This is a genomic window from Nocardioides lacusdianchii (genome assembly GCF_020102855.1).
GTDB classification, from domain to species: Bacteria; Actinomycetota; Actinomycetes; order Propionibacteriales; family Nocardioidaceae; genus Nocardioides; species Nocardioides lacusdianchii.
In genome coordinates this window covers 15,607-30,450 of the sequence record NZ_JADHZD010000022.1, presented here as the reverse complement: position 1 = coordinate 30,450, position 14,844 = coordinate 15,607, and the positions used below count along the sequence as shown (strand labels likewise).

Annotated in this window: 16 protein-coding genes; 6 read left to right on the top strand and 10 right to left on the bottom strand. The window is 70.0% G+C overall.

The genetic code is table 11. From position 1 onward, the window contains the following. Positions 1–3 precede the first annotated feature (3 nt). From IRX98_RS20415 to IRX98_RS20395, 5 genes are all read right to left on the bottom strand, one after another. On the bottom strand, positions 4–888 hold the full coding sequence (locus IRX98_RS20415) for an alpha/beta hydrolase (RefSeq protein ID WP_224279921.1): 885 nt from the start codon (positions 886–888) through the stop codon (positions 4–6). Further along, entirely contained in the window at positions 888–1,469 is a 582-nt protein-coding gene (locus IRX98_RS20410) for an LURP-one-related family protein (protein ID WP_224279919.1), read from the bottom strand. Before IRX98_RS20410 ends, IRX98_RS20415 begins: the two co-directional genes overlap by 1 nt. Positions 1,470–1,482: 13 nt before the next feature. Further along, the gene (gene metG, locus IRX98_RS20405; RefSeq protein ID WP_224279917.1) at positions 1,483–3,285 is read right to left on the bottom strand and encodes a methionine--tRNA ligase; all 1,803 of its coding nucleotides are present in this window, start codon (positions 3,283–3,285) and stop codon (positions 1,483–1,485) included. Between the two features lie 65 nt (positions 3,286–3,350). After that, positions 3,351–3,614 (bottom strand): hypothetical protein, encoded by a 264-nt coding sequence (locus IRX98_RS20400; RefSeq protein WP_224279915.1) that lies wholly within the window; start codon positions 3,612–3,614, stop codon positions 3,351–3,353. A 65-nt stretch (positions 3,615–3,679) separates the two neighbouring features. After that, on the bottom strand, positions 3,680–4,279 hold the full coding sequence (locus IRX98_RS20395; protein WP_224279904.1) for a mycothiol-dependent nitroreductase Rv2466c family protein: 600 nt from the start codon (positions 4,277–4,279) through the stop codon (positions 3,680–3,682). Positions 4,280–4,359: 80 nt separating this feature from the next. Between IRX98_RS20395 and pepN the strand changes: the two genes are divergently transcribed. Further along, positions 4,360–6,915, top strand: coding sequence for an aminopeptidase N (gene pepN, locus IRX98_RS20390; RefSeq protein WP_224279903.1), 2,556 nt, complete (start codon positions 4,360–4,362; stop codon positions 6,913–6,915). Between the two features lie 102 nt (positions 6,916–7,017). Here the strand turns inward: pepN and IRX98_RS20385 are convergent, their stop codons facing one another. Then, on the bottom strand, positions 7,018–7,401 hold the full coding sequence (locus IRX98_RS20385) for a DUF5130 family protein (RefSeq protein ID WP_224279902.1): 384 nt from the start codon (positions 7,399–7,401) through the stop codon (positions 7,018–7,020). Further along, positions 7,388–7,789: a hypothetical protein gene (locus IRX98_RS20380; protein ID WP_224279901.1), complete on the bottom strand. Its 402-nt coding sequence runs from the start codon at positions 7,787–7,789 to the stop codon at positions 7,388–7,390. The genes IRX98_RS20385 and IRX98_RS20380 overlap by 14 nt, the downstream gene beginning before the upstream one ends. Before the next feature lie 31 nt (positions 7,790–7,820). On the opposite strand from IRX98_RS20380, the gene IRX98_RS20375 reads away from it, so the two are divergent. Together IRX98_RS20375 and IRX98_RS20370 are read left to right on the top strand one after the other, a co-directional pair. Beyond that, positions 7,821–8,945 (top strand): mechanosensitive ion channel family protein, encoded by a 1,125-nt coding sequence (locus IRX98_RS20375; protein WP_224279900.1) that lies wholly within the window; start codon positions 7,821–7,823, stop codon positions 8,943–8,945. Between the two features lie 43 nt (positions 8,946–8,988). Further along, positions 8,989–9,366: a globin gene (locus IRX98_RS20370; protein WP_224279898.1), complete on the top strand. Its 378-nt coding sequence runs from the start codon at positions 8,989–8,991 to the stop codon at positions 9,364–9,366. On the opposite strand, the gene IRX98_RS20365 is transcribed toward IRX98_RS20370, so the two are convergent. Continuing rightward, entirely contained in the window at positions 9,350–10,198 is an 849-nt protein-coding gene (locus IRX98_RS20365; protein WP_224279896.1) for an acyl-CoA thioesterase, read from the bottom strand. The genes IRX98_RS20370 and IRX98_RS20365 overlap by 17 nt on opposite strands. A gap of 102 nt (positions 10,199–10,300) precedes the next feature. Beyond that, positions 10,301–10,480 (bottom strand): hypothetical protein, encoded by a 180-nt coding sequence (locus tag IRX98_RS20360; RefSeq protein ID WP_224279894.1) that lies wholly within the window; start codon positions 10,478–10,480, stop codon positions 10,301–10,303. A 120-nt stretch (positions 10,481–10,600) separates the two neighbouring features. Here IRX98_RS20360 and IRX98_RS20355 point away from each other — a divergent pair, with 120 nt between their 5' ends. The 3 genes from IRX98_RS20355 to IRX98_RS20345 all read left to right on the top strand — a co-directional run bounded on the left by IRX98_RS20355 (position 10,601) and on the right by IRX98_RS20345 (position 13,034). Continuing rightward, the gene (locus tag IRX98_RS20355; protein ID WP_224279892.1) at positions 10,601–11,203 is read left to right on the top strand and encodes a TetR/AcrR family transcriptional regulator; all 603 of its coding nucleotides are present in this window, start codon (positions 10,601–10,603) and stop codon (positions 11,201–11,203) included. A gap of 86 nt (positions 11,204–11,289) precedes the next feature. Continuing rightward, positions 11,290–12,504 carry an acetyl-CoA C-acetyltransferase gene (locus tag IRX98_RS20350; protein ID WP_224279890.1) on the top strand — a complete coding sequence of 405 codons (1,215 nt, stop codon included), beginning with the start codon at positions 11,290–11,292 and terminating at the stop codon, positions 12,502–12,504. Positions 12,505–12,539: 35 nt separating this feature from the next. Beyond that, positions 12,540–13,034, top strand: a complete 495-nt coding sequence (locus IRX98_RS20345) for a MarR family winged helix-turn-helix transcriptional regulator (RefSeq protein ID WP_224279888.1) — start codon at positions 12,540–12,542, stop codon at positions 13,032–13,034. A 109-nt stretch (positions 13,035–13,143) separates the two neighbouring features. Here the strand turns inward: IRX98_RS20345 and ettA are convergent, their stop codons facing one another. Continuing rightward, the gene (gene ettA, locus IRX98_RS20340) at positions 13,144–14,826 is read right to left on the bottom strand and encodes an energy-dependent translational throttle protein EttA (protein ID WP_224279886.1); all 1,683 of its coding nucleotides are present in this window, start codon (positions 14,824–14,826) and stop codon (positions 13,144–13,146) included. Positions 14,827–14,844: the final 18 nt, after the last annotated feature.

Below are 14,844 nucleotides of genomic sequence, written 5' to 3'. Positions count from 1 at the left end.
GCCCTACGGCCCGACGCGCTCGAGGTGCTGGTCGAGCCAGCCCGCGACCTGCCGCACCAGTGGCTCGGAGGCGGTGAAGTGCGCGTGCCGCCAGAAGCCGTGCGTCTGGCCCAGGCAGCGGATGCCGACGGTCTCCACGCCGGCCTCGGCGCAGCGGCGCGCCAGCTCCTCGCCCTCGTCGCGCAGCGGGTCGTGCTCGGCGGTCGCGACGAAGGTCGGCGGCAGCGTGTCGAGGCGGTCGGAGCGCAGCGGCGCGAGATCGGGGTCGTCGTAGTCAGCCTCGGTGCGGGCGTACTGCTCCCAGTACCAGCGCGCCTCGGAGGGGTCGAAGCCCGACCCCGGCCCCTCGCTCCACGACGGGAAGCTGTTGTGGGGGTCCAGGAAGGGGTAGACGAGCGCCACGGCGCGGAAGAAGCCCGGGTTGCGCAGGGCCGCCACGAGCGCGAGGTTCGCGCCGGCGGAGTCACCGTGGACGGCGTACGGTCCCTCGGGCCCGCGACCGGCCGCCAGCCAGCGCACCACCGTGTCGAGGTCGTCGGGTGCGGCGGGGAACGGGTCCTCGGGCGGACGCCGGTAGTCCACGCTCAGCACCGGCCGGCGGAGCCGGTTGGCGAATCGGCGGCAGATCCCGTCGTGGACGTCGATGTCGTTGAGCACGAAGCCACCGCCGTGGGCGTGCACGACAAGGCCCGGGAGGGCGTCGGCGGGCGTGAAGAGACGGCAGCGTACGCCGGCAGCGTCGAGGTCCTCGACCGCGGCGACCTCCTCGCGCGGCAGGCGGAGGTTGGCCTGCCGCGCCTCCTCGCGATTGGCAGCGAGGTCGAACCCGGGCGCACCGAGCACGGGGCCGGCGTCGGCCTCCACCGCCGCCCGCACCTCGGGGTACATCAGCGCGACATGAGCGCGTCGAGCGCCACCGCGACCGCGGCGGCGACCCGGAAGTCGACCCGCTGGTCCGGAACCGTGACGCGGTAGCGGTCGCCGATCGACATCTTGCGCTCGACCGAGAAGAGCGGGCTGCCCTGGGCGTCGACGAAGTCGAAGTGGATCGGGATGAAGTCCAGCTCGGTGAAACGACGCAGCAGCCCGGCGACCTGGTTGCGCTCCCGCCCCGTGCCGGAGTAGCCGGGACCCTCGATGTGGAAGGTCGAGCGCAGCAGCGAGGCGCCGAAGTCCTTCTTGAAGAAGCCGATCTGGGCGCCGGACTCGTCGGTGATGTCGTAGCCGGCGTTGAGGTCGAGCTTCTTGCGGGCCTTGAACCCGAACACCGCGCGCGACTTGCCGGCGTCGGCGAAGAAGGTCACCTGCTCCTTGAAGGCCATCCGCTTCTGCTCCGCCAGCGCCATCAGGCGCGTCGGGTTGCCGGCCTCGTCGGACTCGGAGACCTCGTAGCGGTTGATCATCATGGTCAGCTTCTGCTTGACCACGAAGTGCGGAAGGTACATCTCGGCGCGGCTCTCGGAGGACATGCGCAGAGCCTAGTCAGCCGCTGACGCGGGCGAGCTCCTCCTCGACCACCGAGGGGTCGAGCTTGGTGAAGACCGGCGTCGGCTTGTCCACCTTCGCGCCCACCACGACCGGGCGCGACTCCCACGCAGGCGTCGCGGCGTAGTCACCGGTGATGACGGAGTACGACGTGTGGCCCGCACCGTTGTCGGGCTCGAGCTCGTCGACCTGCTCGATGCGCGGCATCGGCATGAACTCGCCCTCCCCGCCGAGCACGGCGTGGACCTTGTTGGCCGAGTGCGGCAGGAACGGCGAGAGCAGCGTGTTGCAGTCGCTGACGCACTGGGCCGCGACCTGCAGGACGGTGCCGAGGCGCTCGCGCTGCGACTCGTCCTTCATCTTGTAGGGCTCGGTGACGGTGAGGTACTTGTTCACCTCGCCGACGATGCGCATCGCCTCGGCGACGGCGGCGCGCAGGCGGTGCTTCTCCACCAGGTCGCCGACGGAGGCGAAGCCGTCGCGGACGGTCGCGAGCACCTGCTCGTCGACCTCCTCCAGAGGTCCTGCGGCGGGGATCTCACCGAAGCTCTTCGCGATCATCGTCGCGGTGCGGTTGACCAGGTTGCCCCAGCCGGCGACGAGCTCGGAGTTGTTGCGGGTGACGAAGTCGGCCCAGGTGAAGGCGGCGTCGGAGGTCTCCGGGCCGGCGGCACAGATGTAGTAGCGCAGCGCGTCGGGGCCGTAGCGGGCCAGGAAGTCGCCGACGTAGATGACGTTGCCGCGGCTGGTGGAGAACTGCGAGTCGCCGAAGGTGAGGAACTCGCTGGAGACCACCTCGGTCGGCAGGTTGAGGGTGCCGAACGTCCCCGCGTCACCGCCGCGCGAGCCCTGGCCGTTGTAGGCGAGGAGCTCGGCCGGCCAGATCTGGGAGTGGAAGACGATGTTGTCCTTGCCCATGAAGTAGTAGGACTCGGCGTCGGCGTCGTTCCACCACTCGCGCCACTTGTCCGGCTCACCGAGGCGGCGGGCCCACTCGATGGAGGCCGAGAGGTAGCCGATGACCGCGTCGAACCAGACGTAGAGCCGCTTCGTCGGCTGGTCCTCCCAGCCCGGCACGGGGATGCCCCAGTCGATGTCGCGGGTCATCGCGCGCGGCCGGATCTCCTTGAGGATGTTCTGGCTGAACTTGATGACGTTGGGACGCCACAGTCCCGTGGCCTCGCGCTGGTCGAGCCACTCCCCCAGCGCCTCGGCGAGCGAGGGCAGGTCGAGGAAGAAGTGCTGCGTGTCCCTGAACTCCGGGGTCTCGCCGTTGATCCGCGACTTCGGGTCGATCAGGTCGGTCGGGTCGAGCTGGTTGCCACAGTTGTCGCACTGGTCGCCGCGCGCACCGGCGTACTTGCAGATCGGGCAGGTGCCCTCGATGTAGCGGTCCGGCAGGGTGCGGCCGGTCGACGGGCTGATCGCGGTCTGCGTCGTCTCCTCGACCATGTAGCCGTTGCGGCGACACGTCTCGAACATCTCCTGCACCACGGCGTAGTGGTTGCCGGTGGTGGTGCGGGTGAACAGGTCGTAGGACAGGCCCAGGCCGCAGAGGTCGTCCACGATGACCTGGTTGTACTTGTCGACCAGCTCGCGGGCAGGCACGCCCTCGTTGTCGGCGAGCACCAGGATCGGCGTCCCGTGCTCATCGGTGCCGCTCACCATCAGCACGTCGTGGCCCGCCATCCGCATGAACCGGCTGAACACGTCGGAGGGCACACCGAAACCGGCCACGTGGCCGATGTGGCGCGGGCCGTTGGTGTACGGCCAGGCGACGGCGGACAGGACACGAGTCATGGCGCAAGCCTAGTGAGCGTCGCGCGCCGTCCTCACGGCGGTACGACGCGCGGACGGCCGAGCCCTCAGGCACGCCCCGGCGTGGGTGGACGCATGCCGGACCGCGCCAGTCCGACCGACAGGCAGGTGAGGAACAGGCTCAGCCCCACGACCCCGGACTCGGGGACGGTGACGACCGTGCCGACGAGCATCCACGCGAGCACCGCCGCCGCGATCCCCGCCATCGTCGTGCCGAGCACGCGCGCCCGTGTCGGTGCGCTGCCGCGGGCGAGGGCGGCCACCCCCAGGCACGTCGTCATCGCGACGGCCACCAGCAGTGTGGCGAGCATGTGCGTTCCCCGTCCCTCGTGCGGTCGCCCGAGGCTACTCCAGCGACGAGGGACGGGGAAAGGACTCAGCTGAAGTCGAGGTCGCCGGTCCGCGAGCGCTTGAGCTCGTAGAAGTAGGGGAACTTCGCGACCGCGACGGCGCCGTCCCAGAGCTCGCCGGCCTCCTCGCCACGCGGGATCTTCGACAGCACCGGGCCGAAGAAGGCCGAGCCGTTGATGTGGATCGTCGGGGTGCCGACGTCGTCGCCGACCGGGTCCATGCCCTCGTGGTGGCTCGTCGCCACGGCCTCGTCGAGGGACGCGTCGTCCCAGGCCTCGATGAGCTCGGCGGGCAGGCCCACGTCGGCCAGGGAGGCCGCGACCGTCTCGCGCGTCAGCTCCTCGCCGTTGTTGTGGTGACGGGTGCCGACAGCGGTGTACCACTCGCCGAGGGTCGCGTTGTCGTGCTCCTGCGCGATCCTGATCGCCACGCGCACGGGCTTCTCGGTGCCCTGGAGCATCTCGCGGTACTCCGCAGGGATGTCCTTGTCCTTGTTGAGGTAGGCCAGCGACATCACGTGCCACTGCACCTCGATGTCACGGACCTGCTCGACCTCGCGGATCCAGCGCGAGGTGATCCAGGCGAACGGGCAGAGCGGGTCGAACCAGAGGTCAGCGGTAGCCATGTCCACATCAATCCCTCGCCCCGGCCACCTATTCCCCACCGGTGTGGGTCCGGCCACTTCCCGGTGGCAGGATGCCCCGCATGCCTGGAACCAACCTCACCCGGGACGAGGCCGCCACCCGCGCCGCCCTCCTGGACGTCACGTCGTACACCATCGACCTGGACCTCACGAGCGCCACCCAGCCCGACCAGGGCACCTTCTCCTCCACCACCACGCTGGAGTTCACCTGCCGCGAGCCCGGCTCGAGCACCTTCGCCGACCTCGTCGCACCCGCCGTCCGCGAGATCACGCTCAACGGCCGCAGCCTCGACCCCGCGACAGCGTACGCCGACAGCCGCATCGCGCTGGACGACCTCGAGGCGACCAACACGCTCGTCGTGACCGCCGACTGCGCCTATTCCAACACCGGCGAGGGCCTGCACCGCTTCGTCGACCCGGCCGACGACAAGGTCTACCTCTACAGCCAGTTCGAGGTGCCCGACGCCCGCCGCGTCTTCACCACCTTCGAGCAGCCCGACCTCAAGTCGGTCTTCACCTTCAACGTCACCGCGCCCTCCCACTGGGTCGTGGTCTCCAACGCCGAGACCCCCGAGCCCCGCGAGCTGGGCGACGGCGCCTCGGTGTGGAACTTCCCGACCACCAAGAAGATGTCGACCTACATCACCGCCGTCGTGGCCGGTGAGTACCACGGCGAGTTCGACACCTACGAGGGCAAGTTCGGCACGATCCCGCTCGGCCACTACTGCCGTCAGTCGCTCAAGGAGCACATGGACACCGCCGAGCTGGTCGCGCTGACCAAGCAGAGCTTCGCGTGGTTCGAGGAGCAGTTCGACTACCCCTACCCCTTCGGCAAGTACGACCAGCTCTACGTCCCGGAGTACAACGCCGGTGCGATGGAGAACGCCGGCTGCGTGACCCTGCGCGACGAGTACCTCCCCCGCAGCCGCCAGCCGCGCTCGTTCTTCGAGTTCCGCACGTCGGTGATCACCCACGAGATGGCGCACATGTGGTTCGGCGACCTCGTGACCATGAAGTGGTGGGACGACCTCTGGCTCAACGAGTCGTTCGCGGAGTGGGCCTGCTACTGGTGCGAGGCCAACGCGACCGACTTCACCGACGCATGGACCGGCTTCGCCAACGCCCGCAAGCAGACCGGCTACCGCGCCGACCAGCTGCCCTCGACGCACCCGATCGCAGCCGACAACGTCGACCTGCACGCCGTCGAGGTCAACTTCGACATGATCACCTACGCCAAGGGCGCGTCGGTGCTCAAGCAGCTCGTCGCATGGGTGGGCCTCGAGCCCTTCCTCAAGGGCCTGCGCGCCTACTTCAAGGAGTGGGAGTACGGCAACCCGGAGTTCAAGGACCTGCTCGCCACCCTCGAGAAGTCGTCGGGCCGCGAGCTCCAGGGCTGGGCCCAGGAGTGGCTCCAGACGGCCGGTGTGAACACGCTCTCCCCGTCGTTCGAGCTCGGCGAGGACGGCACCTACTCGTCCTTCGCGGTCGCGCAGACCGCGTCGGCGGAGTGGCCGACGCTGCGTCGCCACCGCCTCGGCATCGGGCTGTACGACGTCGACGCCGCGGGCCGCCTCGTGCGACGCGACTACCTCGAGGTCGACGTCGAGGGCGCCAGCACCGACGTCCCCGAGCTGGTCGGCGTCCAGCAGCCCGCGCTGCTGCTCCTCAACGACGAGGACCACGCCTACGCCAAGATCCGCCTCGACGAGCGGTCGCTTGCCACCGCGATCTCCGCGCTGTCGACCTTCGAGGACTCGCTCCCCCGCGCGCTCGTGTGGGGTGCGACGTGGGACATGACCCGCGACGGGGAGATGCGGGCCCGCGACTGGGTCGACCTGGTGCTCGCCAACATCGGCGAGGAGACCGACGCCTGGGCCGTCACCCGGATCCCGTCGTCCACCGCGCTCGCGGTCCACTCCTACTCCGACCCCGCGCACCGCGCCGAGCTGCGCACGACGTGGGAGCGCGGGCTGCGCGAGCTGCTGCTCGCCGCCGAGGCCGGCAGCGACCACCAGCTGACCTTCGCCCGGTCGTACGCCGCCGCCGCGCACAGCGACGCCGCGCTGGACGACCTCATCGGCCTGCTCGACGGCTCCTTCACGATCGAGGGCCTCGCCGTCGACCAGGACATGCGCTGGGTGCTCATCACCGCACTGGCGAAGTCCGGCCGCTTCGGCGACGCCGAGATCGACGCCGAGCTCGAGGTCGACAAGACCATCTCCGGCAAGGAGCAGGCTGCCGCCGCCCGGGTCTCGCAGCCCACGGCGGAGGCCAAGGAGGCCGGCTGGAACGCCATCCTCGATCCCGGGACGCCCAACGAGACGTCGCGCGAGATGGTCTTCTCGATCTTCCGCTTCGGCCAGGAGGACGTGCTCGAGCCCTACCTCGAGAAGTTCCTCAGCGCGGCCGAGACGGTCATCGACACCCTCGGCTTCCACAAGGCCTCGACCGTGCTCGAGTACGGCTTCCCCAAGCCCCTCGGCTCGCAGGCGACGCTGGAGCGCCTCGACGCGTGGCTGGCCGACAACAGCGCCCCCAAGGGTGCGCAGCGCTACGTCGGCGAGGCGCGGTCCGAGATCGCCCGGGCGCTCGCCGCGCAGGCCTGCGACGCCCGCTGACCGGGCACTTCCTCGCGGTAGACCACGTCGACCGGGCAGTTCCTCGCGCTGCAGCGCGAGGAACTGCCCGGTCAGCGCATTTCAGCGCGACGAAGCGCCTGGTCAGGCGTGGAGGGTGTTCTGCGGGCGGGCGTGCTCGGCGAGCATCGCGATGCCCCGCTGCAGCCCGCTCAGCAGCTTGCCGGAGGCGAACTCCGACGTCATGGCCAGCACGGCCAGCTCCACCTCGGCGTCGGTGAGGTGACGGCGTACGTCTCCACCGGTCACCACCTCGGTGACCCGGCGCGCAGGGTCGACCAGGATCAGCACGCTGCGTGCGGGCGCGACGAGCCGGTTGTGCAGCCGGGTCGCCCAGGCGCGCGTGTCGTCGCCCTCGGCCGGACCGGCGTAGACGGAGAACTCGAAGCGGCAGGACTGCTCGGCGACGCGGATCGCCTTGTCGAGGGCGAGACGGTCGCTCTCGCTCAGCAGCTCACCAGCTGCCACTTGCTCCACCTGCTCGGGAGTCGTCGCCGTCGGGGGCAGGGAGCTCGGCGACACCCTGACGGGGTCCGCCGATCCACTGGGCCTCGCCACCGGAGTGGTCGGGCAGCAGCTTCTCGCCGCGGACCATCGCCGGGAGGTAGACCGCGAGGCCGATGAGCACGAACAGCAGCAGCGGCGCACCGGCGTAGAGCGCGAGCGCGCCGAGGAAGTCGAGGTTGTTGACCTCGTCCTGACCGGCCCAGCCCTCGGGCACGTCGGCGTGGGCCGGCGCGGCCAGCAGGGCCAGCACAGGGGCGCCGAGGACGACGCTCGAGACGGCGGCGGCGCGGCCGGTCCGCCGGGGACGGGAGCGCCGGGTGCGGGTGGAGAGGCTGACGGGCGTGGTCACGGGTAGAAGGGTATCGCCCATACTGGCGGGCATGCCTCACCCCCTCACTACCCCGATCATCGACGTGACCAGGGTCTCCGGGAGCGAGACCAACACCCTCACCGCATGCTCGACCGACGAGTTCCTCTGCACCCGGGTGCTCGAGTGGACCGGCAACCAGGATCTCGCCAACGCGGCGGACTGGATCGTCGGGAAGCCGAGCGCCCTCGTGGGACTGATCCTGATCGGACTCGTGGTCCGGTGGGTGCTCCACCGGGTCATCGACCGCGTCGTGAAGCGCGCCGAGGTGGGCATGCTCCCCAACCGCGTCAGCAAGGCGATGACCGGCGGCCGGATGGGTGCCGCGCTGAACCTGACCGAGGATCCCTTCCACACCCGCCGCGTGCAGCGCGCGGCGACCATGGGCTCGCTGCTGAAGAGCATCGTCACCGGCGTCGTCATGGTCGTGATCGCGCTGATGTTCATCGCCGAGCTCGGCTACGACATCGCCCCGCTGATCGCCAGCGCCGGCATCATCGGCGTCGCGATCGGCTTCGGCTCGCAGACGCTGGTCAAGGACTTCCTCTCCGGCATCTTCATGATCTTCGAGGACCAGTACGGCGTCGGTGACGAGGTCGACCTCGGCGAGGCCATCGGCACCGTCGAGGCCGTGAGCCTGCGCGTCACCCGCCTGCGCGACGTCAACGGCACGGTCTGGTACGTCCGCAACGGCGAGATCCTGCGCGTGGGCAACATGAGCCAGAACTGGGCCCGCACGGTGCTCGACGTGAGCGTCGGCTACGGCGAGGACCTCGCGCGCGTGCGGAGCGTGCTCGCCGACGTGGCGCACGACCTGTGGGAGGACGAGGACTTCAAGGGCCGGATCATCGAGGAGCCGTCGGTCTGGGGCGTGCAGGACCTCGGACCGGACGCCGTCCTGGTCCGCGTCGCGCTGAAGACCGCCCCGCTCGAGCAGTGGGCCGTCGCCCGCGAGATGCGGCAGCGGATCAAGTACCGCTTCGACCACGAGGGCATCGAGATCCCCTTCGCCCAGCGGGTGCTGTGGATGCGCGACGGCGATCCCCGGGCCGCCGGTGACGCAGCGGACTCCCCGGCCGAGCCCCCGGCCGGTGCGGCGCCCGCCGAGGGACCGGCGCGCGCCGAGGGACCCGCCTGAGGGCGCCTCCGGTGCGTTCCGGTGCACCCGACACAATGGTCGGGTGACCACCACCTTCTACGACGAGATCGGCGGCGAGCAGACGATCCGCACGATCGTCCACCGCTTCTACGAGGGTGTGGCCGACGACGAGCTGCTGCGCCCGATGTACCCCGAGGCCGACCTCGGCCCTGCGGAGGAGCGCTTCGCGCTGTTCCTCGTGCAGTACTGGGGCGGTCCGTCGACGTACTCCGAGACCCGGGGGCACCCGCGCCTGCGGATGCGGCACGCGCCCTTCCAGGTCACCCCGGCCGCCGCCCAGCGCTGGCTGGTCCACTTCCGGGCCGGCCTCGACGCGGCGGACCTGACGCCGGAGCAGGACGAGCGGTTCTGGGACTACGTCACGCACGCGGCCCAGTTCATGGTCAACACCCTGGAGTGAGGTCCCGGTAGGCGTCGGGCACGGGCGCCGGCCGGCCCGTGGCGTTGTCGATGCACACCCCCACGACGCGGGCCCGGGCCAGCACGTCGTCGCCGTCGCGCACCACGGACTCGAAGACCACCGACGTCCGGCCGATGTGGGAGACCCAGGTGCGGCAGTCGTACGGCTCGGGCCGGAACAGGATCGGGCGCCGGTAGTCGACGTCGGTCTGCGCGACCACGAGGTGGTAGCCCTCGCCGAGCTCGCCGGCCTGGGACACCATCAGCTGGATGCGCGCCTCCTGGAAGTACTCGAAGTACTTCACGTTGTTGACGTGGCCGTAGATGTCCACGTCGCTGAAGCGCACGTGCACCGGGTAGGTGCCGCCGGGCACCTCCACGACCTCGACCGCCGCGGGAGGACGTACGGGCTCGTCCGGCTCGAGGAGGCGGGTCAGCGACTCCTTCTCCCCCGCGTGCAGGCGTCGCGGCCGCTCGGTGGCGAAGACGTACGGCGTCAGCACGGTGCGGGCGCGCAGGAAGACCGTGCGCTCCCCGGCCTCGTCCTCGGCGAAGATCTCGTAGCCCATGGTGAAGCTCGCGGCGCGGATCTCGGTGACCCAGCACTCGATGGCGACCGGCTCGAAGGAGAAGGTCAGCGAGGAGACGTAGGTGACCTCGTGACGCACCACGACCACACCCTCGGCCAGGTCGTCGGCCCGGCTGTCGGGGGCGTGGGTGCGGAACATGTCGACCCGCGCCTCCTGCATGTAGTCGACGTAGGTGACGTTGTTGACGTGGCCGAGCAGGTCGAGGTCGGCCCACCTGAGCGGGCAGCGGTAGAGGTGGCGCACTCACCGATCGTCGCAGAGGTCGCGGTCGGCGCAGCAACCAGATCGGTCAATGGCCCGACGTCACCGGGTCCGCTCGGTCGAGCGGGCCCCAGCGGGCCCGTCTCAGTGGGCGAAGTAGCCGCGACCGTAGTAGGCGGGGATGGACTCGTGGCGGGCGATGCGGTCACGACGGGTCTCACGGAAGGCGAGGGTCAGGACCACTGAGGCCAGGACGAGCGCCAGCGCACTGACGACGCCGATGAAGACCAGGTAGGTGGTGATGGCGGTGGAGTCGGCGAGCATGATCGATCCTTTCTACAGGCGTAGATTTTTCTACGTACGTAGAAGGCTACTCCTCCCCCGCTGGATCGCAAGTCGACCCGGTAGTGTCGTGCGACACCGCAAGTGAGGAGCGTGAAGACCGTGGGGCCAGGGCGTCAGGAGCTGTCGCCGCGACGTCGCGAGATCCTCACTGCCGCCACGACGGTGCTCGCCCGGCAGGGCAACCGGGGCCTGACCCACCGCGCGGTCGACCGCGAGGCCGGGCTGTCCGAGGGGAGCACCTCGGCCTACTTCCGCACCCGAGAGGCGTTGCTGACCTCGGTGGGCGACGTCGTCGCCGATCGCCTGACCGCCGACGTCGACGCGCTGGGCACCCGACTGGCGGACTGCCCCGGCGACCACGAGAGGGCGGTGAGCGAGGTGTCGCGCCTCTTCGGACGCTGGCTCGCCGAGCCCGACCTGCTGGCTGCACGGCTCGAGCTCACCGTGATCGCGATCCGCGATCCGGGGCTGGCCGAGCGCTTCCGGGTGTGGCGTGAGGACCTGACCGCACTGGTGCGCGAGGTGATGCTCAGATCCGACTACGCGGACAGCGCGTCGGCCGACACCCTCGTCGCTGCGCTCGACGGAGTGCTCCTCGCCTCACTGGTGCTGCCCACCCGGCAGCGCCGCGCCTTCGTCCACGAGAGCGTCGAGGCGCTGCTCACCGGTCTTGGTCCGCGAGACCCCGCCGCCATGACGTAGGCCACACCGGGGCCGGTGCCGTGCCGGAGGACGGCGGACTAGGGTGCCGGGAGACCGTGCCAACCCACGAGTAACCGGAGTTCCCCATGCCCGAGGCAGTGATCGTTTCCGCAGCGCGTACCCCCATCGGCCGGGCCAACAAGGGCTCGCTGAAGGACTTCCGTCCCGACGACCTCACCGCGCTCGCCGTGCAGGCCGCCCTCGACAAGATCCCCGACCTCGACCCGACCACGATCGAGGACCTGCTCCTCGGCTGCGGCCTCCCCGGTGGCGAGTCGGGCAACAACATGGCCCGCGTCGTGACGACCCTCCTCGGCCTCGAGGTCCCCGGCGCCACGGTCACCCGCTACTGCTCCTCCTCGGTGCAGACCACCCGCATGGCCTTCCACGCCATCAAGGCCGGCGAGGGCGACATCTTCGTCTCCGCCGGTGTCGAGACCGTCTCGCGCTTCGCCAAGGGCACCTCCGACCACATCCCCGGCACCCGCAACCCGCTCTTCGAGGACGCCGCTGCGCGCACCGACGAGTACGCCAAGGGCGGCCGGGACTGGCACGACCCGCGCGAGGACGGCCAGCTGCCCGACATCTACATCGCGATGGGCCAGACGGCCGAGAACGTCGCGCGGATGCGCGGCCTGGACCGCAAGGAGCTCGACGAGTTCGCCGTCCGCTCGCAGAACCTCGCCGAGAAGGCGATCGCCGACGGCTTCTGGGAGCGCGAGATCACCCCGGTCACGACTCCCGACGGCACGGTGGTGACCAAGGACGACGGCCCGCGCGCCGGAGTGACGTACGACGCCATCGCCGGCCTCGACCCGGTCTTCCGCCCCGACGGCGTGGTCACCGCGGGCAACTGCTGCGCGCTCAACGACGGCGCCGCCGCCGTGGTCGTCATGTCCGACACCAAGGCCGCCGAGCTCGGCCTCACCCCGCTCGCGCGGATCGTCTCCACCGGCGTCTCGGGGCTCTCCCCCGAGATCATGGGACTCGGCCCCGTCGAGGCGACGAAGAACGCCCTCAAGCACGCCGGCATGAGCATCGGCGACATCGACCTGGTCGAGATCAACGAGGCGTTCGCCGCGCAGGTCGTCCCGTCCTACCAGGACCTCGGCATCGACCTGGACCGCCTCAACGTCAACGGCGGCGCCATCGCGGTCGGCCACCCCTTCGGCATGACGGGTGCCCGCCTGCAGAACACGATGCTCAACAGCCTGGACTGGCACGACAAGTCCACCGGCCTGATCACCATGTGCGTCGGCGGCGGCCAGGGCATGGCGATGATCCTCGAGCGCGTCGGCTGACGGGTCCGGGCCCTGCACGGCACTAGGCTGGCGCCATGACCACCACGGGGGAACCGCGCTGGCTCGACGACACGCAGCAGCACTCGTGGCGTGCCCTGATGATGGGCATGACGCTGCTGATGGAACGTCTCGACGACGACCTGCGCCGCGAGTTCGGAATGTCGCTCACCGAGTACGAGGTGCTGGTGCGGCTCTCCGAGCGTCCGGGCCGGGCGATGCGGATGGCGCAGCTGGCCGACGCGATGGCGCACTCACGCAGCCGGGTGACGCACACCGTCGCCCGGATGGAGGCCGTCGGCTACGTCACCCGCGGCACGACGCCGGAGGACGGTCGTGGCGTGGTCGCGACGATGACCGACCAGGGCTACGAGCTGCTCGAGCGGGCCGCGCCGTGCCACGTGGAGAGCGTGCGCCGCAACATCGTCGACCTCGTCGGCGACGACGACTTCGCCGCAGTCGGGCGGGTCTTCGACCGGGTCGCCGACCACCTCGTGACGCGGCACCCGGAGTCGGAGATCCGTACGCAGTAGCGGGGTCTCGATACGTCCCTTGCGCGACCTCGTTCCTCGGTCGCGGGGCCACTCGACCTGGCCGAGCCCACGCCGCCCGCTCGTTCCTCGCGGGCGGCTGCTCGTCTCATCAGTCGCGCGTGAGACGGCGGTGCGTGACGCGGTGCGGACGTGCGGCCTCGATGCCGAGGCGCTCGATCTTGTTCTCCTCGTAGGCGGCGAAGTTGCCCTCGAACCAGAACCACTTGGCCGGGTCCTCGTCATCGCCCTCCCACGCCAGGATGTGGGTCGCGACGCGGTCGAGAAACCACCGGTCGTGGGAGGTGACCACGGCGCAGCCGGGGAAGTCGAGGAGCGCGTCCTCGAGCGAGGACAGCGTCTCGACGTCCAGGTCGTTGGTGGGCTCGTCGAGGAGCAGCATGTTGCCACCCATCTTGAGCGTCAGCGCGAGGTTGAGGCGGTTGCGCTCTCCACCGGAGAGCACGCCGGCCTTCTTCTGCTGGTCCGGGCCCTTGAAGCCGAACGACGCGACGTAGGCGCGGCTGTTCATCTCGAAGTTGGCGACCTTGATGAAGTCCAGGCCGTCGGAGACGACCTCCCAGACGTTCTTGTTGGGGTCGATGCCGCCGCGGCTCTGGTCGACGTAGGAGAGCTTGACGGTCTGGCCGACCTTGAGGTCGCCGGTGTCGGGCTGCTCCTCCCCCGTGATCATCCGGAACAGCGTGGTCTTGCCGACGCCGTTGGGCCCGATGACGCCGACGATGCCGGCGCGCGGGAGCTTGAAGGACACGTCGTGCATGAGGGTGCGGCCCTCGAAGCCCTTGCCGAGCCCGTCGGCCTCCAGCACGATGTCGCCGAGGCGCGGACCGGCCGGGATGTTGATCTCGGAGGTGTCGATCTTGCGCATCCGGTCGGCCTCGGCCGCCATCTCCTCGTAGCGCGCGAGACGGGACTTGCTCTTGGTCTGGCGGGCCTTGGCGTTGGAGCGGACCCACTCGAGCTCGCGCTCGAGGACCTTGGCGCGCTTGGCGTCCTTCTGGCCCTCGATCTTGAGCCGGTCCTTCTTGGTCTCGAGGTAGGTCGTGTAGTTGCCCTCGTAGGGATGCGCCTTGCCGCGGTCGAGCTCGAGGATCCACTGCGCGACGTTGTCGAGGAAGTACCGGTCGTGGGTCACGGCCAGGACGGCACCGGGGTAGGAGGCGAGGTGGCCCTCGAGCCACTGCACCGACTCGGCGTCGAGGTGGTTGGTGGGCTCGTCGAGGAGCAGCAGGTCGGGCTGCTGGAGCAGCAGCTTGCACAGCGCGACGCGGCGGCGCTCACCACCGGACAGGTTGTCCACCAGGACGTCCGGCGGCGGGCAGCGCAGCGCGTCCATGGCCTGGTCGAGGCGGCTGTCGAGGTCCCACGCGTTGGCGTTGTCGAGCTCGGTCTGGAGGTTGCCGGTCTCCTCCATGAGCGCGTCTTGGTCGGCGTCGGGCTCGCCCATCTCCATGTAGGCGTCCTCGAGGCGCTTCATCTTGGCCTTGAGCTCGCCCACGGCCTCCTCGACGTTCTCCAGGACGGTCTTGCCCTCGCTGAGCGGGGGCTCCTGCTGGAGCATGCCGACGGTCGCCTCGGGGTCGAGGATCGCGTCCCCGTTGTTGGCGTGGTCGAGCTGCGCCATGATCTTGAGCAGCGAGGACTTGCCCGTGCCGTTGGGTCCGACGACGCCGATCTTGGCGCCGTGGAGGAACGAGAGGGTGACGTTGTCGAGGACGACCTTGTCACCGTGGGCCTTGCGCACATTGCGCAGTGTGAAGACGTACTCAGCCATGCGGGCGAGCCTACGGGG

Coding starts and splice junctions, on each gene's coding strand:
- IRX98_RS20415 (WP_224279921.1), bottom strand. CDS start 888: ATGTACCCCGAGGTGCGGGCGGCGGTGGAGGCCGACGCCGGCCCCGTG.
- IRX98_RS20410 (WP_224279919.1), bottom strand. CDS start 1,469: ATGTCCTCCGAGAGCCGCGCCGAGATGTACCTTCCGCACTTCGTGGTC.
- metG (WP_224279917.1), bottom strand. CDS start 3,285: ATGACTCGTGTCCTGTCCGCCGTCGCCTGGCCGTACACCAACGGCCCG.
- IRX98_RS20400 (WP_224279915.1), bottom strand. CDS start 3,614: ATGCTCGCCACACTGCTGGTGGCCGTCGCGATGACGACGTGCCTGGGG.
- IRX98_RS20395 (WP_224279904.1), bottom strand. CDS start 4,279: ATGGCTACCGCTGACCTCTGGTTCGACCCGCTCTGCCCGTTCGCCTGG.
- pepN (WP_224279903.1), top strand. CDS start 4,360: ATGCCTGGAACCAACCTCACCCGGGACGAGGCCGCCACCCGCGCCGCC.
- IRX98_RS20375 (WP_224279900.1), top strand. CDS start 7,821: ATGCCTCACCCCCTCACTACCCCGATCATCGACGTGACCAGGGTCTCC.
- IRX98_RS20360 (WP_224279894.1), bottom strand. CDS start 10,480: ATGCTCGCCGACTCCACCGCCATCACCACCTACCTGGTCTTCATCGGC.
- IRX98_RS20350 (WP_224279890.1), top strand. CDS start 11,290: ATGCCCGAGGCAGTGATCGTTTCCGCAGCGCGTACCCCCATCGGCCGG.
- IRX98_RS20345 (WP_224279888.1), top strand. CDS start 12,540: ATGACCACCACGGGGGAACCGCGCTGGCTCGACGACACGCAGCAGCAC.
- ettA (WP_224279886.1), bottom strand. CDS start 14,826: ATGGCTGAGTACGTCTTCACACTGCGCAATGTGCGCAAGGCCCACGGT.